The organism is Xanthomonas nasturtii (assembly GCF_001660815.1).
GTDB classification, from domain to species: Bacteria; Pseudomonadota; Gammaproteobacteria; order Xanthomonadales; family Xanthomonadaceae; genus Xanthomonas; species Xanthomonas nasturtii.
In genome coordinates, this window is the sequence record NZ_LYMI01000078.1 from 120,702 (window position 1) to 141,659 (window position 20,958).

General features: G+C 65.2%; 18 protein-coding genes and 1 pseudogene. 12 read left to right on the forward strand and 7 right to left on the reverse strand.

Annotated features, from left to right (window positions below; all coding sequences use genetic code 11):
* Position 1: 1 nt before the first annotated feature.
* Together feoB and A7D16_RS19965 are read right to left on the reverse strand one after the other, a co-directional pair.
* Positions 2-1,861 carry a ferrous iron transporter B gene (feoB, locus tag A7D16_RS19960; protein ID WP_064634958.1) on the reverse strand — a complete coding sequence of 620 codons (1,860 nt, stop codon included), beginning with the start codon at positions 1,859-1,861 and terminating at the stop codon, positions 2-4.
* Positions 1,858-2,106 (reverse strand): FeoA family protein, encoded by a 249-nt coding sequence (locus A7D16_RS19965; protein WP_064634959.1) that lies wholly within the window; start codon positions 2,104-2,106, stop codon positions 1,858-1,860. The genes feoB and A7D16_RS19965 overlap by 4 nt, the downstream gene beginning before the upstream one ends.
* 116 nt (positions 2,107-2,222) lie before the next feature.
* Here A7D16_RS19965 and A7D16_RS19970 point away from each other — a divergent pair, with 116 nt between their 5' ends.
* From A7D16_RS19970 to A7D16_RS19990, 5 genes are all read left to right on the forward strand, one after another.
* Complete coding sequence (locus A7D16_RS19970) at positions 2,223-3,020, forward strand: enoyl-CoA hydratase-related protein (protein ID WP_064634960.1); 798 nt, start codon at positions 2,223-2,225, stop codon at positions 3,018-3,020.
* A gap of 46 nt (positions 3,021-3,066) precedes the next feature.
* Positions 3,067-3,963: a hydroxymethylglutaryl-CoA lyase gene (locus A7D16_RS19975; RefSeq protein ID WP_064634961.1), complete on the forward strand. Its 897-nt coding sequence runs from the start codon at positions 3,067-3,069 to the stop codon at positions 3,961-3,963.
* Positions 3,964-4,100: 137 nt separating this feature from the next.
* Complete coding sequence (locus tag A7D16_RS19980; protein ID WP_064634962.1) at positions 4,101-4,871, forward strand: SDR family NAD(P)-dependent oxidoreductase; 771 nt, start codon at positions 4,101-4,103, stop codon at positions 4,869-4,871.
* A 100-nt stretch (positions 4,872-4,971) separates the two neighbouring features.
* Positions 4,972-5,538, forward strand: a complete 567-nt coding sequence (yeiP, locus tag A7D16_RS19985; protein ID WP_064634963.1) for an elongation factor P-like protein YeiP — start codon at positions 4,972-4,974, stop codon at positions 5,536-5,538.
* Positions 5,538-5,924 carry a hypothetical protein gene (locus A7D16_RS19990; protein ID WP_064634964.1) on the forward strand — a complete coding sequence of 129 codons (387 nt, stop codon included), beginning with the start codon at positions 5,538-5,540 and terminating at the stop codon, positions 5,922-5,924. The genes yeiP and A7D16_RS19990 overlap by 1 nt, the downstream gene beginning before the upstream one ends.
* A gap of 399 nt (positions 5,925-6,323) precedes the next feature.
* On the opposite strand, the gene A7D16_RS19995 is transcribed toward A7D16_RS19990, so the two are convergent.
* The 3 genes from A7D16_RS19995 to A7D16_RS20005 are packed head-to-tail and all read right to left on the reverse strand — an operon-like array spanning position 6,324 to position 9,932.
* Complete coding sequence (locus A7D16_RS19995) at positions 6,324-8,183, reverse strand: DUF7844 domain-containing protein (protein WP_064634965.1); 1,860 nt, start codon at positions 8,181-8,183, stop codon at positions 6,324-6,326.
* A complete protein-coding gene (locus A7D16_RS20000) occupies positions 8,180-8,479 on the reverse strand; it encodes a DUF2388 domain-containing protein (protein WP_064634966.1) in 300 nt (99 codons plus the stop codon). The genes A7D16_RS19995 and A7D16_RS20000 overlap by 4 nt, the downstream gene beginning before the upstream one ends.
* A 34-nt stretch (positions 8,480-8,513) precedes the next feature.
* On the reverse strand, positions 8,514-9,932 hold the full coding sequence (locus tag A7D16_RS20005; RefSeq protein WP_064634967.1) for an FAD-binding oxidoreductase: 1,419 nt from the start codon (positions 9,930-9,932) through the stop codon (positions 8,514-8,516).
* Between the two features lie 207 nt (positions 9,933-10,139).
* On the opposite strand from A7D16_RS20005, the gene serA reads away from it, so the two are divergent.
* On the forward strand, positions 10,140-11,381 hold the full coding sequence (gene serA, locus A7D16_RS20010; RefSeq protein WP_064634968.1) for a phosphoglycerate dehydrogenase: 1,242 nt from the start codon (positions 10,140-10,142) through the stop codon (positions 11,379-11,381).
* Positions 11,382-11,586: 205 nt separating this feature from the next.
* Here the strand turns inward: serA and A7D16_RS20015 are convergent, their stop codons facing one another.
* Complete coding sequence (locus A7D16_RS20015; RefSeq protein WP_064634969.1) at positions 11,587-12,171, reverse strand: NUDIX hydrolase; 585 nt, start codon at positions 12,169-12,171, stop codon at positions 11,587-11,589.
* A 142-nt stretch (positions 12,172-12,313) separates the two neighbouring features.
* On the opposite strand from A7D16_RS20015, the gene A7D16_RS20020 reads away from it, so the two are divergent.
* From A7D16_RS20020 to A7D16_RS20045, 6 genes and pseudogenes are all read left to right on the forward strand, one after another.
* Positions 12,314-13,786 carry an amino acid permease gene (locus tag A7D16_RS20020; RefSeq protein ID WP_064634970.1) on the forward strand — a complete coding sequence of 491 codons (1,473 nt, stop codon included), beginning with the start codon at positions 12,314-12,316 and terminating at the stop codon, positions 13,784-13,786.
* Positions 13,787-13,860: 74 nt separating this feature from the next.
* Positions 13,861-15,291, forward strand: coding sequence for an amino acid permease (locus tag A7D16_RS20025; RefSeq protein WP_064634971.1), 1,431 nt, complete (start codon positions 13,861-13,863; stop codon positions 15,289-15,291).
* A gap of 631 nt (positions 15,292-15,922) precedes the next feature.
* Entirely contained in the window at positions 15,923-16,576 is a 654-nt protein-coding gene (locus A7D16_RS20030) for a methylthioribulose 1-phosphate dehydratase (protein ID WP_064634972.1), read from the forward strand.
* Positions 16,577-16,611: 35 nt separating this feature from the next.
* Positions 16,612-17,178, forward strand: a complete 567-nt coding sequence (locus A7D16_RS20035) for a 1,2-dihydroxy-3-keto-5-methylthiopentene dioxygenase (RefSeq protein ID WP_064634973.1) — start codon at positions 16,612-16,614, stop codon at positions 17,176-17,178.
* Between the two features lie 2 nt (positions 17,179-17,180).
* Positions 17,181-17,879: an acireductone synthase gene (gene mtnC / locus A7D16_RS20040; RefSeq protein ID WP_064634974.1), complete on the forward strand. Its 699-nt coding sequence runs from the start codon at positions 17,181-17,183 to the stop codon at positions 17,877-17,879.
* Positions 17,880-18,063: 184 nt separating this feature from the next.
* Positions 18,064-19,045: pseudogene (locus A7D16_RS20045) on the forward strand (C13 family peptidase).
* Positions 19,046-19,316: 271 nt separating this feature from the next.
* Here the strand turns inward: A7D16_RS20045 and A7D16_RS20050 are convergent.
* The gene (locus A7D16_RS20050) at positions 19,317-20,903 is read right to left on the reverse strand and encodes a calcineurin-like phosphoesterase C-terminal domain-containing protein (protein ID WP_064634975.1); all 1,587 of its coding nucleotides are present in this window, start codon (positions 20,901-20,903) and stop codon (positions 19,317-19,319) included.
* Between the last annotated feature and the right edge of the window lie 55 nt (positions 20,904-20,958).

The following is a 20,958-nucleotide window of genomic DNA, read 5'->3' on the forward strand; positions in this document are numbered from 1 at the left end:
CTCAGCCGGCTCCCAGCAGCACGCCCACTTGGTAGGTCACCAGCGAGGCCAGGTAGGCCAGCGCGAACAGGTACACCGCGCTGATGGTCATCTGCTTCCACGAGTTGGTTTCGCGCTTGATCGTGGCCAGCGTGGAGATGCACATCGGTGCGTAGATGTACCAGACCAGCAGCGACAACGCGGTGGCCAGCGACCAGCCATCGCTGATCAGCGGCGACAACGCCTGCGCTGCCGCATCGTCGTCGGCAGCCGACAGCGCGTACACGGTTGCCAGCGAGGCCACCGCCACTTCGCGTGCGGCCAGGCCCGGAATCAGCGCGATGCAGATCTGCCAGTTGAAGCCCAGCGGCGCGAAGAATATCGCCAGCGCATGGCCGATGCGTCCGGCGAAGCTGTAGTCGATCGCCGGCAAGGTCGCATTGGCCGGCGCTTCGGGAAACGACAGCAGGAACCACAGCAGGATGGTCAGCGCCAGAATGATGCCGCCCACGCGCTTGAGGAAGATCACCGCACGCTCCCACAGGCCAAGCGCCAGGTCGCGCACCTGCGGCACGCGGTAGGACGGCAGCTCCAGCATCAGCGGATGCTCGCTCTTGTCGCGACGCCACTTCTTCATGGTCCACGACACCAGCAGCGCGCTGACGATGGCCGCGGCATACAGCGCGAACAGGATCAGCCCTTGCTGGTTGAAGATTCCCCACACGGTCTTCTGCGGAATGAAGGCACCGATCAGCAGCGCATACACCGGCAGCCGCGCCGAACACGTCATCAGCGGCGCCACCATGATGGTGGCGAGCCGGTCGCGCGGGTCCTGGATGCTGCGCGTGGACATGATGCCCGGCACCGCACACGCGAAGCTCGACAGCAACGGAATGAACGAACGCCCCGACAAGCCGGCCGCGGCCATCATGCGATCCAGCAAAAATGCCGCGCGCGGCAGATACCCGGATTCTTCCAGCGCCAGGATGAAGGCGAACAGGATCAGGATCTGCGGCAGGAAGATGATCACCCCGCCCAGGCCGGCAATGATGCCGTCCTTGAGCAAGCTGTTGAGCGGTCCTTCCGGCAGCGTGGCACCCACCCACTCGCCCAGCATCGCGGTGCCGGCATCGATCAGGTCCATCACCGGCGTGGCCCAGGCATACACCGCCTGGAAGATCAAAAACATCACCACCGCCAGCGTGACCAGACCCCAGACCGGATGCAGCAGCCAGCGGTCCAGCGCATCGTCCACGCGCGAGGTACGCGTGGGCATGGTCACTGCCGCACTCAGGATCTGCCGCACCTGCGCGTGGTAGTTGCCGTCGGCCGGCGGGCTGGTGGCCGGCGCGGCCAGGCTGGCCGCCTGCGCATCCAGGCGTTCGACCAGGACCTTTGCACCGCCGCGCCGCACTGCCACGGTTTCGACCACCGGCACGCCAAGCGCCTGCTCCAGCGCTGGCAGATCGATGACGATGCCGCGGCGTTGCGCGGCGTCCATCATGTTCAGTGCCACGATCATCGGCCGGCCGAGCTCGCGCAACTCCAGCGCAAAGCGCAGGTGCAGGCGCAGATTGGTTGCGTCCATCACGTAGACCAGCACGTCCGGTGCCGGCTCGCCCGGGTAGAAGCCACGGCACAGGTCGCGGGTGATTGCCTCGTCCAGGCTGGCCGGTTGCAGGCTGTAGGCGCCGGGAAGATCGAGCACCGCAAAGTCGCGCCCGGATGGCGCACGAAAATGCCCTTCCTTCCGCTCGACGGTAACGCCGGTGTAGTTGGCCACCTTCTGGCGGCTGCCGGTCAGCTGGTTGAACAACGCGGTCTTGCCGCTGTTGGGATTGCCCACCAATGCCAGACGCAACGGCACGGCCGCCGCATTCATGCCGATGCTCCGTCTTGCCGCACCTGCACGCGCGCGGCCTCGCTACGGCGCAACGCAAACCGCGTGTAACCGACCTGCACCAGCAATGGCTCGCGACCGACCGGCCCGGTGGCCAGCACGGTGACTTCTTCGCCTGCGACAAACCCCAACTCCCGCAGGCGCCGCGCGATCGTGTCGTTGGGGAGGCGATCCTCCACGGAGTCCACAATGGCGGCGCGATGCAAAGGCATGTCGGACAGCGTCACAAAGACGGCCTGAGTGTTAGGAATGGTTCTCAATTCTAGCATCGACGCACCGCATCATGGCTCCGGCGACCCGGCCCGCTATCATGGTTCGCATCCCATTCATGGACGTTGACGCAATGCAGGACACCGGCTTGATCGTGGAGGACCAGGGAGCGGTCCGCACCGTGCGACTGCACCGCCCGGCGGTACACAACGCGTTCGACGCGACCTTGATCGCCGCGCTTACCGACGCGTTGCGCCTGGCTGGGCAAGCGCCCCAGATCCGCGTGGTCGTGCTCACCGGTGCCGGCGCAGCCTTTTCTGCCGGCGCAGACCTGCACTGGATGCGCGGCATGGCAACCGCCAGCGAGGCCGAGAACGCTGCCGACGCACTGGCGCTGGCGCAGCTGATGCGCACCCTGGACGAACTGCCCAAACCGACCATTGCGCGCGTCAATGGCGCCGCGTTCGGTGGCGGGGTCGGTTTGGTGGCGTGTTGCGATATCGCCATCGGCTGCACCGAAGCGCGCTTCGGCCTGACCGAGAGCAAGCTGGGCCTGCTGCCGGCGGTCATTTCGCCGTATGTGGTTGCGGCGATCGGCGCGCGCCAGGCGCGGCGCTGGTTCGCCACCGCCGAAATCTTCGATGCCGGCACCGCGCAGTTGCTGGGGCTGCTGCATCAGTTGGTGGCCGCCGACCAGTTGGATACCGCCGTGGAGCGGCAGGTGCGTCTGCTGCTGGCTGCCGCCCCGCTGGCTGCCGCCAACGCCAAGTCGCTGGTGCGCTCGGTGCTGCCGGCAGCCGACCGCGATGCCATCGACGCCGCCAACGCCGCCTTGATCGCACGGTTGCGCGTGTCGCCCGAAGGCCAGGAAGGCCTGGGCGCGTTTCTCGACAAACGCAGCGCCGCCTGGGTGCCGGAGAGCATGGCATGAGCACCCTGGAGGTTGTCCGCACCGCTGCAGGCAGCGGGGCTCGGACATGAGCGACTTCGTGCGCATTGTCGAGGTCGGCCCGCGCGACGGGCTGCAGAACGAGGCGCAACCGATCGCCACCGCGGACAAGATCGCCTTGATCGATCAACTCTCGGCGACCGGCCTGCGCACCATCGAGGCGACCAGCTTCGTCAGCCCGCGCTGGGTGCCGCAGCTGGCCGACGCGTCCGAGGTCTTTGCCGGCATCGCGCAGGCGCCCGGCATCGCCTATCCGGTGCTGGTGCCGAATCTGCAGGGCTACGCGCGCGCGCGCGCCGCCGGCGCGCAGGAAGTGGCGGTGTTCACCGCGGCGTCGGAGGCGTTCAATCGCACCAACACCAACGCCGGCATCGACGAATCGATCGAGCGGTTTCGGCCGATCCTGCAGCAGGCCGCGCTGGATGGCGTGCGCGTGCGCGGCTACGTGTCCACCGTCCTCGGTTGCCCGTATCAGGGCGAGGTGCCAGTGGCCGATGTGGTGGATGTCGCACAGCGACTGTCTGCGCTGGGCTGCTATGAAATCTCGCTGGGCGACACCATTGGTGTTGGCACGCCGGTCAAGGCGCGCCAGATGCTGGCCGCGGTGGCGCAAGAAGTGCCGATGCACGCACTGGCCGTGCATTTCCACGACACCTACGGGCAGGCGCTGGCCAATATCGCGGCGTGCCTGGAGCAAGGCGTGCGCGTGGTGGATGCGGCCGTGTCCGGTGCGGGCGGCTGCCCGTACGCCAAGGGCGCCAGCGGCAACGTGGCCAGCGAAGACGTGGTGTATCTGCTGCACGGGCTGGGCATGTCCACCGGCATCGAGTTGCCCGCCCTCGCCCGCACCGGGCGCTGGCTGGCGCAGCTGCTCGGTCGCGACACCGGCAGCAAGGTCGGCAAGGCGCTGGCGGCCGCCGGCTGAAGCATCACTGCCGCAGCAATCCTGCATCACCCACCACCGCGATCACGCGGGGGCTTCGGCTAGAATTGCCGACCGCTTCGCCGATCGTTCGCTCGCCGGTCTGCACCGGCCTTCAGCGCTACTCAGGGAACCACCGTATGCAGCCATCTTCTGTCCTTGCCATCGTCACCGGCGGCGTGTCCGGCCTCGGCCTGGCAGTGGCGCAGCGTCTTGTTGCCGACGGCGGCAAGGTCGCGCTGTTCGACGTCAATGCCGACAAGGCCGAGGCGGCGCTGGCGCTGCTCGGCGCCGGCAACGCACATTATTTCGCCACCGATGTCACCGACGAAGCCCAGGTTGTCGCCAATGTGGCGCAGGCTGCGCAGGCGCTGGGCGGGCTCAACCTGGTGGTCAATTGCGCCGGCATCCTGGGTGCTGGCCGCGTGCTCGGCAAGGACGCGCCGATGCCGCTGGCAACCTTCCGCAACACCGTGCTGGTCAATCTGGTCGGCAGCTTCAATGTCGCCAAGGCCGCGGCCGATGTGATGCAACACAATGCCGCCGGCGACGACGGCGAGCGCGGCGTGATCGTCAACACCGCCTCGGTGGCCGCGTTCGAGGGCCAGATCGGCCAGGCAGCCTACGCGGCCAGCAAGGGCGGCGTGGTCGGCATGACCTTGCCAATGGCACGCGAGCTGGCGCGCTTCGGCATACGCGTGATGACGATCGCACCGGGCGTGTTCTGGACCCCGATGGTCGACGGCATGCCCGAGGCCGTGCAGCAATCGCTGTCCGCCTCGATTCCGTTCCCCTCGCGCCTGGGCCAACCCGACGAGTACGCCGACACCGTCGCCTTCATCCTGCGCAACCGCTACCTCAACGGCGAAACGATTCGCCTGGACGGTGGCGTGCGGTTGGCACCCAAGTAGCGGGGAATGGGGGATCGGGAATGGGGAATCGTAACGACGCCCTACTCTCAGTGCCCCGGCCCCGGCTTTTTCGATTCCCTATTCCCAACTCCCGATTCCCATGAAAGCTAACGACATCAAGAAAGGCAACGTCGTCGAATACAACGGCGGCATTTACCAGATCCGCGACATCGAACGCAGCTCGCCGCAGGGCCGCGGCGGCAACGTGCGCTTCCGCTTCATCATGTACAGCGTGCCGGGCGGAGTGAAAACCGACGCCAGCTTCGATGCCGACGACAACCTGCCGGAAGTGGAGCTGCTGCGTCGTCTGTCCACGTTTTCGTACAAGGACGGCGAGGCGTTCGTGTTCATGGACGACGAGGACTTCACCCCGTACACGCTGGACGCGGATGTGATCGGCACCGATGCCGGCTACATCACCGACGGGCTGACCGGCATCTACGTGCAGGTGATCGACGACCAGCCGGTGGCCGTGCAGCTGCCGCAGACGGTGACGCTGGAAGTGGTGGAAACTCCGCCGGAATTGAAGGGCGGTACCGCCACCAAGCGGCCCAAGCCAGCCAAGCTCGACACCGGCATGGAAATCATGGTGCCCGAGTACATCACCAACGGCGAACGCGTGCTGGTCAATACCACCACCGGCGAATTTGCCGGCCGCGCCGACTGATGCGTTGGTGTGCCGTTGCCATGACCTTGGGCGCTCTGGCTGCCTGCACCGCGCCACCGGCACCGACACCGGCCGCAACGGCCGCACCGGTGGCCTGCACCGATCCCAAGGTGGAAGACGAATGGCTGCAGCATCCGGCAGGCCTGTGCGGCATGCCGGAGGATGTGCGCAAACTGGTGGACGACTACGACACCTGCGAGCACTTCGCCGGCGAAGAACCGTACGACGCCGACCGCCACCATGAAATCGAAGTCGCCGTGGCGCAATTGTGCACACCGGCGCCGGCACGGCTTGCCAAGTTGATGCAGCAGTACCGCAACGACGCGCATATCAGCGAATGGCTGCGCCAGTATTCGGCACAAGCGGATCTGCAACCAGCCGGCTGAGGTATCTTTTCTCCCCTCGGGACATTGTCCTCCTCATGGGAGAGAAGCTGCTCTGCAGGGGCGGATGAGGGGCTCGGACTGCTTACTTAGGTGTGCCGGTGCATCCCTTCTCCCCCCCCCCCCCGGGACATTGTCCTCCTTTATGGGGGAGAAGGTGGCGCGCAGCGCCGGATGAGGGGCGCCGCAGGGAATTGGCAGTGGCCGCGATGATAAACGCGTCGCCACGCGTCGTCAGAGGTGAATCACCGACGGCTTCACGCACTATACGCACCTCCGCGCCCCGGCCCGCGCTTGCGACGCGGGCGCTCCACGGCACGCGCGCCACTGGCGCGCGTGCCGTGCCTTCCCGCCCCGGGGAGAGGGGCTCGTACTGCGCACCCCTTCACGTAGCCCACTTCGCTATTGCACTTGAAAAGGGGCATCCATCTCCGACTGCGCTTGGTCGACGGCCGCATCGCCGCGCGCAAGCACACGCAGGCGCGCACGCAAACGTGCCACGTTCGCTTCGCCCTGCTCCAATCCATCGCGCAGGTTAGCCGGCAATTGCCGGCGTCCAGCCAGCTGCAGCTGTTTCCAGCCACCGACCAGCACCTCGCTGTCCTGCGCCACGCGCGCGCTCAATTGCTGCTGCTCACCTGCCTGCGGCAAGCCGTATCCAGTGCTCCCCAACAGGATGGCCGGATGACTGAGTTGCGCTTCGCGCGCGAACAGCGACTGCAGCTGCCCCTGCACTGTTTCGCGCCCGGCCATGCCCGCCTGCAGCAGGCGTTTGAGTGCATCGCGCGCCAGTAACTCCTGACGGCGCAATGCCGCCTGTTCCAGCAACAAGGCTGCTGCGGTTTCGCGCAGACCACCACGTTCCAGCCACTGTGCGCGTGCGCCAGGCGCAGCATCCAGCCACTGCGCGAGACTTGTTTGCGGCACCGGGACGCCGCGCCGAAGCACATCGAACATCGCCTGGTAATGCGCAGCGGCCGATTCGAAGTAATAGCCCTGCCGGATCGCCTGTGCAGGATCGTCCAGCACCTGCGTGTTGGCGATGCCAGCGCGCTGCAGGCGCTGGCGCACGCCGCGCGGCGTGATCGAGGAGAGATTGGCCGCAGCCAGGCGTGGTACGCCGTCATGCAGCAGCTTGTAGGTTTCCACCGCGCAGTTGTTGCCGATGAAGTAATAGCGCCCGTCGTAACTCCAGTGCACTTGCGCGGCACGCGTCAGCAGCCCGGCGATCTCGTCAGGCGTCAGGGTCAGCGGCACCGACGACAAGGCGCGCAGTTCCACCTTGGTGTATTCGTCCACGACCTGATTCAACGGCAACACGAACAAGCGCGACGGGTACGAGCCGGTGAGCCCACGCCAGCTGGAAATCTGCACATCGCCGACGAAGGCACGAAACGAGAGCACGCGGTGGTACTGCAGATCCAGCCGGCATGCGGGCCCGGGCACGCGGCCGGGGGCGCAGATCACCAGCCGCAACATGCTGTGGCCCCAGCGGCTCATCGGCTGCTGATTGCCCTCGGCAAGCAGATAGTCCACCGCGTACACGCGCGCCGGGTCCAGACGCAACAACGACATCGCACCGGCATCGTTGTCGGCTTGCAGATACGGCAGCGTGTTTTCGCACGGCACAACACCGTGCGGCTTACCAATGCGCTGCGCAAACCAGGCCGCCAGCGCGGGGCGCCGGCAAGCGTAGTCGGCGTCCAGGACGTAATGCTCGAGATTGACCGCCACGAACTCGGCCGGGCTGCGGCGCTCGTAGTCGTCCGGGCTGCGGTCGCTGAACTGATTTGCGCCACGCCCCACCCGCCACGGCCGCACCTGCCAGCCGGCAAGATCGCGCAGGCGTGGATCGCGCGACAACGCGCTGTTTGCGCTGCGATCGAGCACATGCGCCAGTTCGTGTATCAGCGCGGCCATCGCCGCACGCGTGGCCGGCGCATTGCTGTCGCCACGTGCTTCTTCGGGCTGCGCGCTCCATGCCTGCAGCAAGGCGCGATCGAGCAGGATGCGATTGCCGATGGCACGGCCATGCACCTGCGCCGGCAGATCGCTGCGCCATTGCAGCTGGATCGGTGCGCCAAGCCGCTGCGTCCAGCCCTGCGGCAGCCGCTGTGCCACGTGCTGCACCAGGGCATTGCTTGCTTCCATCTGCGCCGGCGGCAAGTCCGACGGAACAAGGTCGACCAGCAATTCGGCCTGCGCCTGCGGTGCGATCGAGGCGGCCAGCAACAGCCAACCGCACCGCCGGCGCAGACTCACTGGGCCAGGATGGACTGCGCCAATTCCAGGTCGCTGGACAGCCGCGCCGCATCGCTACGGCTACGCAACTGCAGCAATGCCGCTTCCAGGCGCGCGCCGCGGATGACGCCATCGCTGGCAACGAAACCGGCCGCATCTTCGCGCGCGTCGGCCACCACCTTGTCGTCGCCGGAACTGCTGCCGGAGGAATTGGACGAACCAGCCGACGAGGCACCGGCCGAGGTGCCAGCCAGGCTGGAGGCAAACGCTGCCAGCGGCAGCAGCGTCAAGGCGCAAAACACGAGGGAGCGCATCATGGGTTGATCTATTCCGTGTGAAGGTGATGGAAGACTAACCGGCAGGCGTGGCAACAGGCGCGTCTCCCATCTCGAACAGCTTGCCGGGATTCAGCAAAAGATGAGGATCGAGCACATGTTTGATGCCGCGCATCAAGGCGATTTCCTCGGCAGAGCGCGTACTCCACAAGTAAGCCTTCTTGACCAGACCGATGCCGTGTTCGGCGGAAATACTGCCGTCGAAACGCTGCAGGGCCTGCGCCAGCAATTTGGTGACCTGATCGCAGGCCGCAACGAAATCGGCCTGGCTGGTGGCGTCGGGTTTGAGCACGTTGATGTGCAGATTGCCGTCGCCGATATGCCCGAACCACACCACATCGAAGTGTGGATACGCGGCGCTGAGCAAGGCCTGGGTTTCGGCCAGAAACGCCGGCATCGCCGAAATGCGCACCGACACATCGTTCTTGTACGGCGTGTAGCGCGCCAGCGCTTCGGTGATGCCTTCGCGCAACCGCCACAGCTGCGCGGCCTGCGCATCGCTCTGGCTGATCACGCCATCGCTGACCCAGCCCTGCTCCATGCAGGTTTCGAAGGCGGCCATCGCCGCGGCCTCCTGCGCCTGGTCGCCTGCGGCAAATTCGGTGACCACGTAATACGGGTGAACCTCGGCGAATGGCGCCTGCGCGCCATGCGCAAGCACGTGTTCCAGCGCGCGATCGGTGAAGAATTCGAACGCTTCCAGGCGCAGCTGCGCGCGAAACGCGGCGAATACCTGCATCAACACCTCGAACGAGGGCAGCGCCAGCAGCATCACATTGCTGGGCGGCGGCGGGTCGGTCAACCGCAGCGTGGCTTCGACGACGATGCCAAGCGTGCCCTCGGAGCCGATCATCAGATGACGGAAGTCGTAGCCGCTGGAATTTTTCACCAGCGCATTGTTGAGTTCGAGCAGCTCGCCGCCGCCGCTGACCACCTTCAACCCGGCCACCCATTCGCGCGTATTGCCGTAGCGGATCACCCGGATGCCGCCGGCGTTGGTGGCGATATTGCCGCCGATCGAGCACGACCCACGTGCCGCGAAATCCACCGGATACACCAAGCCATGCTCGCGCGCGGCGTTATGCACCGCTTCCAGCGGCATGCCGGCCTGCACGGTGAGCGTGCGATCCACCGCGTTGAACGCCAGCGGCTTGTTCAACCGCTCCAGGCTCAGCACCAGCTCGCCGTTGGCGGCCACTGCGCCGCCGGACAAGCCGGTGCGCCCGCCCGACGGCACCACCGCCACGCCCTGCGCGTTTGCCCAACGCATGACCGCCTGCACTTCCTCCGCCGTGCCGGGCAAGGCGATCGCGAGCGGATTCGGCGTCCAGCGCCGCGTCCAGTCGCGGCCGTAATGCTCCAGGTCGGCCGGCTCGGTCTTCAAACGCAACGCAGGCACGGCCTGTTGCAACGAAAGGATGCGGGGATCGGTCATGGCACGCGGCGTTGCAGTAGGAACCGCACAGCGTGCCAGCGCCAGCCTGCCCCGTCCAGCCGCCGCACGCGCTGCCGAGGTAGCGTTGGATTCAGCTGAAACCGTTACGCCGCAAGGGCTTCGCCGGCGCAAACACAGCGTTGCGGCCACCCAATCGCACACCCCATCTGGCATAGTTGCCGACCCGATTGCTGCATTGCGCTCCCCATGTCGCCGAAGAAAACCTCGTTTCCCAAGCAGGACATCCGCGTCCTGCTGCTGGAAGGCATCAGCCAGACCGCCGTGGATGTATTCCGCGCTGCCGGTTATTCGCAGATCGAGCTGCACGCCAAATCGCTGCCGGAAGAAGAACTCAAGGCGCGCATCGCCGAGGCGCATATCGTGGGCATCCGCTCGCGCAGCCAGTTGAGCGCCGAGGTACTGGCGCACGCCAAGCGCCTGATCGCGGTGGGTTGCTTCTGCATCGGCACCAACCAGGTGGATCTGGACGCGGCAGAACTGGCCGGCATCCCGGTGTTCAATGCGCCCTACTCCAACACCCGCAGCGTGGCCGAACTGGTCATTGCCGAGGCGATCCTGCTCCTGCGCGGCATCCCGCAGAAGAATGCGCAATGCCACCGCGGCGGCTGGTCCAAATCGGCCACCGGCAGCCACGAAACGCGCGGCAAGGTGCTGGGCATCGTCGGCTACGGGCATATCGGCACCCAGGTCGGCGTGCTGGCCGAATCGCTGGGCATGCAGGTGATCTTCCACGACATCGAAACCAAGCTGTCGCTGGGCAATGCACGCGCGGCGATCGATCTGGACGACCTGCTGGCGCGCGCGGACGTGGTGACCTTGCACGTACCGGAAACACCGTCCACCAAGGACATGATCGGTGCGGCGGAAATCGCCCGCATGAAACCCGGCGCGCATCTGATCAACGCTTCGCGCGGCACAGTCATCGATATCGATGCGCTGGATGCAGCGCTCACCTCCGGCCACATCGGCGGTGCGGCGGTGGACGTGTTCCCGATCGAGCCCAAGGGCAATGGTGATGCATTCGAATCGCCGCTGACCGCGCACGACAACGTGATCCTCACCCCGCACGTGGGCGGCAGCACGCTGGAAGCGCAGGACAATATCGGCATTGAAGTCGCTGCAAAACTGGTGCGCTACAGCGACAACGGCAGCACCTTGTCGGCAGTGAACTTCCCGGAAGTCACCCTGCCCGAGCATCCCGACAGCCTGCGCCTGCTGCATATTCACCGCAACGTGCCGGGCGTGCTGTCCAAGATCAACCAGCTGTTCTCGCGCCACAACGTCAACATCGACGGCCAGTTCCTGCGCACCGACCCCAAGGTGGGCTATGTGGTGATCGATGTCAGCGCCAGCGAGCCGCAGGCCACCGCACTGAAGGAAGGCCTGGCGTTGATCGAAGGGACATTGCGCACGCGGATTTTGTATTGAGTCGATTCCTTCTCCCGTCTCCTTTATGGGGGAGAAGGTGGCGCGCAGCGCCGGATGAGGGTATGGGCGAAGCGTATTGAAGTTTAGGTACACGTAGGCTTCGCCCCGTACCCTCACCCCAACCCCTCTCCCTACGGGAGAGGGGCTTTATGAGCAACGCACTCACTTTAGCTGCGCGAAGCGCCCAGGAAATCTGGCCTTTTCATCAACTCAACTGCGCCATCCACTTCTTCGCCATCCGCCGCAGCGACGGATCGAGGTCGGGCTCGGCCAGCAGTTCGCCGACCGGGCGCCACGCCAGCGCCAGCGATTCTTCGCTGACTTCGAACGCCTCGTCCGCACCGGCCACCACCACGTAACGCGCATCAAAGTGCCAATGCCCGGCCACGTCGCCGCGCGCCGGAATCCAGTGACGGTCCAGATCGAACAGCGCCGCATCCGCCAGCCGCAAGCCGCTGAGCCCGGACTCCTCCTCCGCCTCGCGTAACGCCACCTGCGCCAGGTCGCGGTCGCCGTCGGCGTGCCCACCCAGCTGCAGCCAGCGCTGCAGCTTGCGGTGATGGGTCAGCAGTGTGCGTGTGCCGTCAGCGCTGACCACCCAGGCAGAGCCGGTGAAATGACCTTCGACACGCTCGCGCACGAACGCATCGGTGGCATCGTCCAGCAGTTGCGCGAACTGCTCGGCTACTTCGGCCTCGTTCGGCCAGCGTGCGCGATAGGCAGCCAGTTGCTGCCGCAGGGTTGCATCCACCATGTTTTGTTTCCGGTCGCCCTTCGGCCAAGCGGCCATTATCGCCATTCATGCTGCGTACGTGCTTGTCGTGAGCGTGTAGCTTTGGCAAGGTAGGCCGCTTGCCTGTCCCATCGGGATGCGGCGCACCACCTTCGCCCAGGCGCGCGCGCCTTAGCTTTGCCACTTAGGGATGTACCGAATGCTGAAGTCTCTGTTGAGGGTCAAACCGATCGAGCCCGCTGGCCATGTCGATGCCGGCGAACCGGTCGAAGGTGGCCTGCAAGGCGAAGCCACGCTGCAACGGACCCTCACCGCCAAGCACCTGATCATGCTCGGCATCGGCGCGGTGATCGGCGCCGGCATCTTCGTGATGACCGGCCAGGCGGCTGCCAACCATGCTGGGCCAGCGGTGATGCTGTCTTTCGTCTTCGCAGGCATCGCCTGTACGTTTGCCGGCCTGTGCTACGCCGAATTCGCGGCGATGATGCCGGTCTCTGGAAGCGCTTACTCGTATTCCTACGCCACACTTGGCGAGGGCATCGCCTGGTTCATTGGCTGGTGCCTGGTACTTGAGTATCTGTTTGCAGGGTCAAGCGTCGCGGTGGCCTGGTCGGCCTATCTGATCAGCTTCATCACCGGAACGCTGGGCCTTCCATTCCCGACAGAGCTGACCAACGCCCCGCTCGCCTGGATCAATGGCGAATTTATCGCCTCTGGCAACATCCTCAACCTGCCTGCGGTCCTCATTGTGGCTGCAGTGAGCGGGCTGTGCTACGTCGGCATTACCCAGTCAGCCTTCATCAACGCGATTGTGGTTGCGATCAAGATCGCAGTCATTTGCCTGTTTGTCGGCTTCGGCGCGGCATACGTTGACCCGGCTAACTGGCATCCTTTCATCCCCGAAAATACCGCCCCCGGCGTCTTTGGCTGGAGTGGCGTGTTCCGTGCCGCCTCAATCGTGTTCTTCGCCTACATCGGCTTCGATGCGGTATCGACCTCGGCTGGCGAGACTAAGGATCCGCAGCGCAACATGCCAATTGGCATCCTCGGCTCGCTGGCGGTGTGCACCATCATCTACATCATCGTCTGTGCAGTGTTGACTGGATTGATGCCCTACACCCAGCTGGGCACCGCCAAGCCGGTGGCCACGGCGCTGGAAGCGCATCCGCAACTGACCTGGCTGAAGACTGCGGTGGAGATCGGTGCGATCGCTGGCCTGTCCTCTGTGGTGCTGGTGATGCTGATGGCCCAGCCACGCATCTTCTACACCATGGCCAAGGATGGGCTGATGCCCAAACTGTTTGGCAAGGTACATCCGAAGTTCCATACGCCGTATGTCGGCACTGTGATCGTCGGCGTGGTCGCCGCATCACTCGCCGGGTTGATTCCGCTCAGCGTGTTGGGCGAACTGGTGTCGATGGGCACCCTGCTCGCATTCGCCACCGTGTGCGCCGGCGTGATGGTGCTGCGTTTCACCAAACCCGAGCTGGAGCGCCCGTTCCGGGTACCACTGGCGATGGTAATTTGCCCCTTGGGTACGCTTGCGTGTCTGGCCCTGTTCTTCCAGGCCTTCCAGGAGCACTGGAAGGTGTTCGTGGGTTGGACCGTGATCGGTCTGTTTATCTATTTCGGTTACGGCATTCGCCACAGCCGGCTGGCCCGCAAGGCCTGACCCTCTCAAGACCGGCGCCCCGCGCCGGTCTTCTCGTTCAATGATCGCGCGTAGCGCCAAGCCGGAACCGCTTCATGTTCAAACAACTTTGGGCCACCAAACACCCACACGCCAGCCATGAGGCGGCCGACGGACTGGGCCTGCAACGCGCGCTCGGCCCCTGGGGGCTGACCGCCCTGGGGATCGGCGCAGTGATCGGCGGCGGCATCTTCGTCATCACCGGCCAGGCTGCGGCCGACCATGCCGGCCCAGCGATCATGCTCTCGTTCGTGCTCGCGGCAGTGTGCTGCGCGTTCTGCGCGATGGCCTACGCCGAATTCGCCTCGATGGTGCCGGTCTCCGGCAGCGCCTACACCTATACTTATGCCACCTTCGGCGAGCTGGCGGCGTGGTTCATCGGCTGGATGCTGGTGCTGGAATACGGCGTGTCCGCCTCGGCGGTAGCGGTCAGCTGGACCGGCTATTTCTTGAGCCTGCTCGAACACTTCGGCATCCACTTGCCGGCCGCGTTCGTCAGCGCGCCGCTGGACGGCAAGCTGCAACCCACAGGCGCAATCGCCAACCTGCCGGCAGCCGGCATCGTGCTGCTGCTCACCTGGCTCTGCTATGTCGGCATCCGCAAGTCCTCGGCCATGAACATGGCCATGGTGATCCTCAAGACCGGCCTGATCCTGCTGGTAATCGCAGTGGGCTGGAAATACGTGGACACCGCCAACTGGCACCCGTTCATTCCGGCCAACGAAGGCCCCGGCAAGTACGGCATGGAAGGCGTGCTACGCGGTGCGGCGATGGTGTTCTTCGCCTACATCGGCTTCGAAGCGGTGTCGGTGGCGGCGCAGGAATCGCACCGCCCGCAGCGCGATCTGCCGATCGGCATGATCCTGTCGCTGGTGATCTGCACCGTGCTCTACATCGCCATGGCGGCGGTGATGACCGGGCTGGTGCCGTACACCTTGCTCGGCACCGACGAGCCGGTGGTGACCGCGGTGGCGGCGCATCCGCAGCTGGCCTGGTTGCGCATGATCGTGGAAGTGGGCGCGTTGATCGGGCTATCGTCGGTGGTGCTGGTGATGATCATCGGGCAGCCGCGCATCTTCATGATCATCGCCCGCGACGGCTTGCTGCCGTCCATCTTTACCCGCATCCATCCCAAGTACCGTACGCCGCACATCAATACCGTGATTACCGGTGTCGGCATTGCGCTGCTGGCAGCGGTGTTCCCGCTGGATGTGCTGGGCGAGCTGACCTCGATGGGCACCCTGATCGCCTTCGCAGCGGTCTGCGCCGGCGTGCTGATCCTGCGCCGCACCCACCCGGAACTGCCGCGTCCGTTCCGCATGCCGGCTGCCTGGCTGATCTGCACCGCCGGCGTGTTGAGCTGCCTTGCGCTGCTGTCGGCGATGACCCTGCACAACTGGATGCTGATGGGCCTGTGGACGCTGGTCGGGCTGGTGATCTACTTCGGCTACGGCTATCGCCACAGCCGCCTGCGCGACGGCCGCTGAGTACCCGCGTGGGCTGAAAGCGGTTGGGAAAACGATTGCGCGCCGTTCATGGCAGAGGGGATGATCCGGGCCTTCGCTGTAGGGCGGATGGTCTGCTGCCTGGCTGCAGGGCCCTTGCCCGCCCACCATCGCAGGACGCGCCGCAAGTACGTCCATGTAGGCATTGACGCGGCATCCATGCCGCTCAAGGTCCCGCGACGGTGAGCGGGCAAGGACCGGTGGAGATGGTCGGTGTATCAGTGCAGGCGACAGGCGACGTTCGCTGGTTGTATGACTGGGCGCGGCCAGCTTGTAGCACCCAGACGCGAAGCCGCACCGCCTTCGCATCACAAGCCGCTTTGATAGAACCGCCGGCCAACGCTCTGGTGCGGTCCCTCACCGGTTGCGGGACCGTTGGCGGCATGGATGCCGCCACCGAGCCTCCAGGGACGGATTCACGGCGTGTCATGCAAGCGGTGAGGGCACCGCGCGCTCGACCAACCTGGCTTTGACTGAAACCAACAAGATGTTGCACTCACCACTTGGCCGGCCGCTCGCAGCGACTTGCCTGCCGCCCCCGGCCAGGCGTGGCAGCAACACACCCTGCGGCGCTGCACCTGACCGTAATCCGGTGGGGCAGTAGAATAGCTGCATGAATGCGACCACTGCCCCCCTGCCCTATAGCGCCGCACGTCTGCACGAGCTGGCGCAGTTGTTGATCGCCAATATCCGCGAGCTGGCGCATGCCGGCTGGACGCCCGCGACCAGCAGCAACTTCTCCCATCGTCTGGACGAACAGCACGCCGCCATCACCGTCTCCGGCCGCGACAAGGGCCGCCTGGTCGAAGAAGACATCATGGTGGTGGATTTCGATGGCCTGGCCGTTGGCCGCCCGTTGCGCCCGTCTGCCGAAACCCTGCTGCACACCCAGCTGTATCGCCGGTTTCCGGAGATCGGCTGCGTGCTGCATACGCACTCGCCGGTGCAGACGATTGCCTCGCGCCTCTACGCCGGCACCGGCGTGATCCGCCTGGAAGGCTACGAACTGCTCAAGGCTTTCGAAGGCAACACCACCCACGAAACCGCGGTGGACGTGCCGGTGTTCGCCAACACCCAGGACATGCAGGTGCTGGCCGCGCAAGTGGACGCCTTGCTGGACAAACAGAGCATGTGGGGGTATCTCATCGAAGGACACGGCCTGTATGCCTGGGGCCGCAACATGGCCGAGGCACGCCGTCATCTGGAAGCGTTCGAATTCCTGCTGCATTGCGAACTCGAACTGCTGAAATTGCGCGGCACGCGCTGAGCACCGCCCGTCCCCCATTCGTGAGCCAGACCGCCATGAGCCGACTGCGTATCTTTGCCGACACCAACCCGACCACCCCGGAATTCGACAGCCGCGACGGCGATGCGATCGCCGCCGAGCTGGTCAAGATCGGCGTCACCTTCGAGCGCTGGCACGCCAGCCAGCCGGTCGAACCGGGCGCAACCACCGAACAGGTGATGGCCGCCTACCGCGCCGATATCGACCGCATCAGCGCCGAGCGCGGCTTCAAGACCGTGGACGTGGTGAGCATCGCCCCGGACAACCCCAAGCGCGAAGAAATGCGCGCCAAGTTCCTGGACGAGCATTTCCACAAGGAAGACGAAGTACGCTTCTTCGTCGCAGGCTCGGGCCTGTTCACGCTGCACGTGGACGCCAAGGTCTATGAGATCGAGTGTGTCAAGGACGACCTGATTGCCGTGCCCGACAGCACCTTGCATTGGTTCGACATGGGGCCGGAGCCGCACTTCGTGGCAATCCGCTTCTTCACCGAGCCGGACGGCTGGGTCGGCCATTTCACCGGCACCGAAATCGCCAAACAATTCCCCCGCTACGCCCCCGAGACACCTCACAAGGCCAGCTGACGATGACACGACCGCAAGCGATCCTCACCGATATCGAAGGTACGACCAGCAGCATTTCGTTCGTCAAGGACGTCTTGTTCCCGTATGCGCGCCGCGCCATGCCCGCCTTCGTGCGCGAGCACGGCAATCATCCGCAGGTGCGCCACTGGCTCAACCAGGTGGCCGATGAAATCGGCGAGGACGTGCCGGACGAGGTCCTGATCACCACGCTGCAGACCTGGATCGACGAGGACCGCAAGCACACCGCGCTCAAGGCCTTGCAGGGCCTGATCTGGGGCGATGGCTACAAGACTGCCGACTTCACCGCACACATCTATGCCGATGCGGCGATCCAGCTCAAGGCCTGGCACGCGGCGGGCATTCCGCTGTACGTGTACTCCTCCGGCTCGGTGCCGGCACAGAAGCTGTTTTTCGCGCATAGCGATGCTGGCGACTTGAGCGGGCTGGTGACCGACTGGTTCGATACCGAAGTCGGCCCCAAGCGCGAAAGCGGCAGCTATCGCCGCATTGCCGAGCGCATCGGCGTGCCGGCACCGGAGATCCTGTTCCTGTCGGACGTGATCGAAGAGCTCCATGCCGCCAAGCGCGCCGGCATGCGCACCGCGCTGCTGGACCGCCTGGAGGACTACCCCACGCCGCGTTCGGCCGACGATGTCGGCAGCCACCAGCGTGTGGAAAGTTTCAGCCAACTGGTGTTTTAAGCACGCTCGGTTGACCGACCGCGCGCACCGTCGGGTGCGCGCGGTCGATCTGTGGCGCTGCGTGAGCCGCTGGTACGTTAGCGCCTCGGACGTGGCATCTATCTGCTGGGATGGTGGTCTGTGCTGCGATCGCTGCGCTCGGACGCTGCTCTGCCACTGTCTCTCCTGGACCTCGGCATTCTTCATGTCGCTGCATTTCCCTCCTGGATCAAATGCCTTGCTGCGAGGCCTCACGCTACTGATTGTCGTGGTTGCGCTAGTGGCCGGCTGCCATCCGGATGCCGGAGCTGCGTTGCCGGCTCAGGCAGCAGCTCGCCAGGACGAGGTAGATCCGGTCGATCAGGCCGCGCTTGCGCAAGCATTGAAAGCGCTGCAGCCGCAGCGCCCCGGCGTCACCGATCTGTATGTGGTCGGCTTTGCCGGCGATGCCAGCGACGATGTGTTCCGCAACGAAACGCTCTACCTCAAGCAGTTGTTCGAGCAACGCTTCGCTGCGCGTGGGCACGTGGTCACCCTGGTCAACAACCCGGACAATCTGGGCGACCACCCGTACGCACCGCTGGCAACCTACGACAATCTGTACGACACGCTTGCCGCGATCGGCAAGCGCATGGATCGCAAGGAAGACGCGCTGCTGTTGTTCGTCACCACGCATGGCACCGAAGACCACAGCCTGTACGTGCAGGTGGACCAGAACGAAGAGGACTTCATCAGCCCGCAGGACCTGCGCGCGGCACTGGACGATGCCGGCATCGACAATCGCATCATCGTGTTGTCGACCTGCTATTCGGGAGGCTTCATTCCCGCGTTGCGCTCGCCTCAGACGCTGATCCTCACCGCTGCGCGTGCCGACCGGCCCTCGTATTGCCAAGGCCGCCATCACCGCACGCGAGAAACAGGAAGGCGAGTTGCCGTCGTTGCCGCAGCAGTCGCTGGGCAAACGCATCGCGCCGGTACTGGCACGTTGGCGCGCCGGCCTGCATGCAGGGCCCGCGGTTGCGTATCCGTATCCCCCGCTGGAGACGGATGCCCAGACGCAGCCGGACGCCGGTTCAACCACCAGTCCCGGCGACCCAGCGTTGGATAAGACGCCACGCTCACAGGCAGCCGCAGCCGCCGATGCATCGTCCAAGCCGCCGCTTGGGGCTGCGGCATCCAGTCGGTAACCGCAGCGAATTGCTGAGACTAATTCTCATTTCGTCAGCGCTGGCGCGGCATCGCTACACTCGCCCGGCCAGCCAGCACTTGCCAGCCAGCACCGATCTTCGCCAGCGCGCCAACGCCTGCCAGCCCGGATCCCAAAACGCCTCCCATGTGGAGGCGTTTGTGTGTATGGCAGTCAGGATGATGCTTTGCAGCCGACGCGGCGCCTCAAGACGGCGATACCGCAGCCGCGGGTGCCGGGTATCAACAAGACAACAGGTCACTGCCGTTGCTTCAAGGTTCGGCAGTTTGCAGGCGATACACGGTGCTGGCGCTGTACTGCCCGGTCGGCAGATTTGCGCGGACCTCGACCGTGTGTTCGCCCGCCTCCAGCGTGGTCGGCAATGCGCCGCGCCAGAGATGCGTGGACGGCGTGGCCTCCGGCGAGCGGTCGTAACCGCGTAGTGCATCGGCCGCATCGTCGCGCACGTTCTCTGCCAGCACGCGCGGATCGGCGCGCTCTACCCGCTTCATCGGCTGCCAGGCGCCGTTGTCGATGCGCATCTCCACCACGGTGTCGTCCCGGCCCATGAACACATTGGCGTAGATGCCCCACGCCGCATACGCGCCCTTACGCAGTACCTTGGGCGCCTGCAGCAGCAACTGCGCATCGTCGGCCGCGCGCGCGGCGTGATAGGCCAGCGTGTAGTCGCCGCTGGGTGCCACCTGCAGCACCGCATAGCCATTGGGGGTGCCGTCGCTCATGGTCGCATCGGGAATGCCGTCGGCATCCTTGACGCCCGACCAGAACGCACCGCAGGCCGCGCCCACGTTGTATTCATGCAACGGTTTGGCGCCCTGCCAGCCTTGGTCGGCCCCGTGATCGACCTGACGCTGGGTATGGCTGTGCCCGCTGAGCACCAGTACATGCGGAAACTCCTTCAACAGCGCAAACAAGCGACTGCGATCGGCATGCCGGAAGGTTTCCTGTCCTGGCGCTGCATCGAACAATGGAATATGCATACCCAGCACCAGCAGGCGCTCGCGCGGCAACTGCGCAAGATACGCCAGCAGGAACACGAATTGATCTTCGCGCAGTCCGCCCACATACGCCGGCTTAGCGCCGGGCGTATAGATCACATCGTCCAGAAACACGAAGCTGGCGTTGGCCTCTTCCACGGCATAGGTGTCCGGGCCGTAGACCGCACGCCAGCTGTCCAGCGACTGCGCATCGCCGCCGGCATCAAAGTTGAGATCGTGATTGCCCGGCACATGGAACCACGGCACGCCCAACTGCGTGGTGACCTTGTTCAACGCCGGGTACAGGCTCAGATCGTCGCTGACGATATCGCCCAGCGTGGTACCCAGCCTGGCGGCGGTCTTGCCGACGATCGGTGCGACGATGTCGCGCTGATAGTAGCCAACGTCGGCAAGGCTGGCGGTCTGGCTGTCGGCAAACACCAGCATCTGGAAGCCGTCGGCCGCGGCACTGGCGCGCGGGGTCAGCGCGAAATCCCAGTTGCGCGTGTTGCGGCCGGTTGCGGCGATACCCCCGTATTTGTGCTTGGCAGAGCCGCTCGGTGCGTAGTGGCGCCAGAACGCGGGCAAGCCGTCCGCAGCCGGCACGAAGCGGCGGTCGCCCGGCTTGATCACGAATACGGTCTGCCCATCGCGCACCGGCAAGCGGTAGCGGCCTTGCGCATCGGTGCGCACCAGCTGCTCACCATCGGAGACGGTGACCTCTGCAATGCCCGGCTCATCGGCGCTGCGCCCGGCACGCCCATCGCGCTCTTCGTAGACGATGCCATCGACGATGGCGTCAGCCGCTTGCGCGGTTCCGGCAATCAGGCCCAGGGCGAATAAAGCAAAGCGAAACTGCATGGGTGTTCCCGCGCGAAGATCAGCGAAGTGTACCCGTGGTGGCGTAGCACACGAT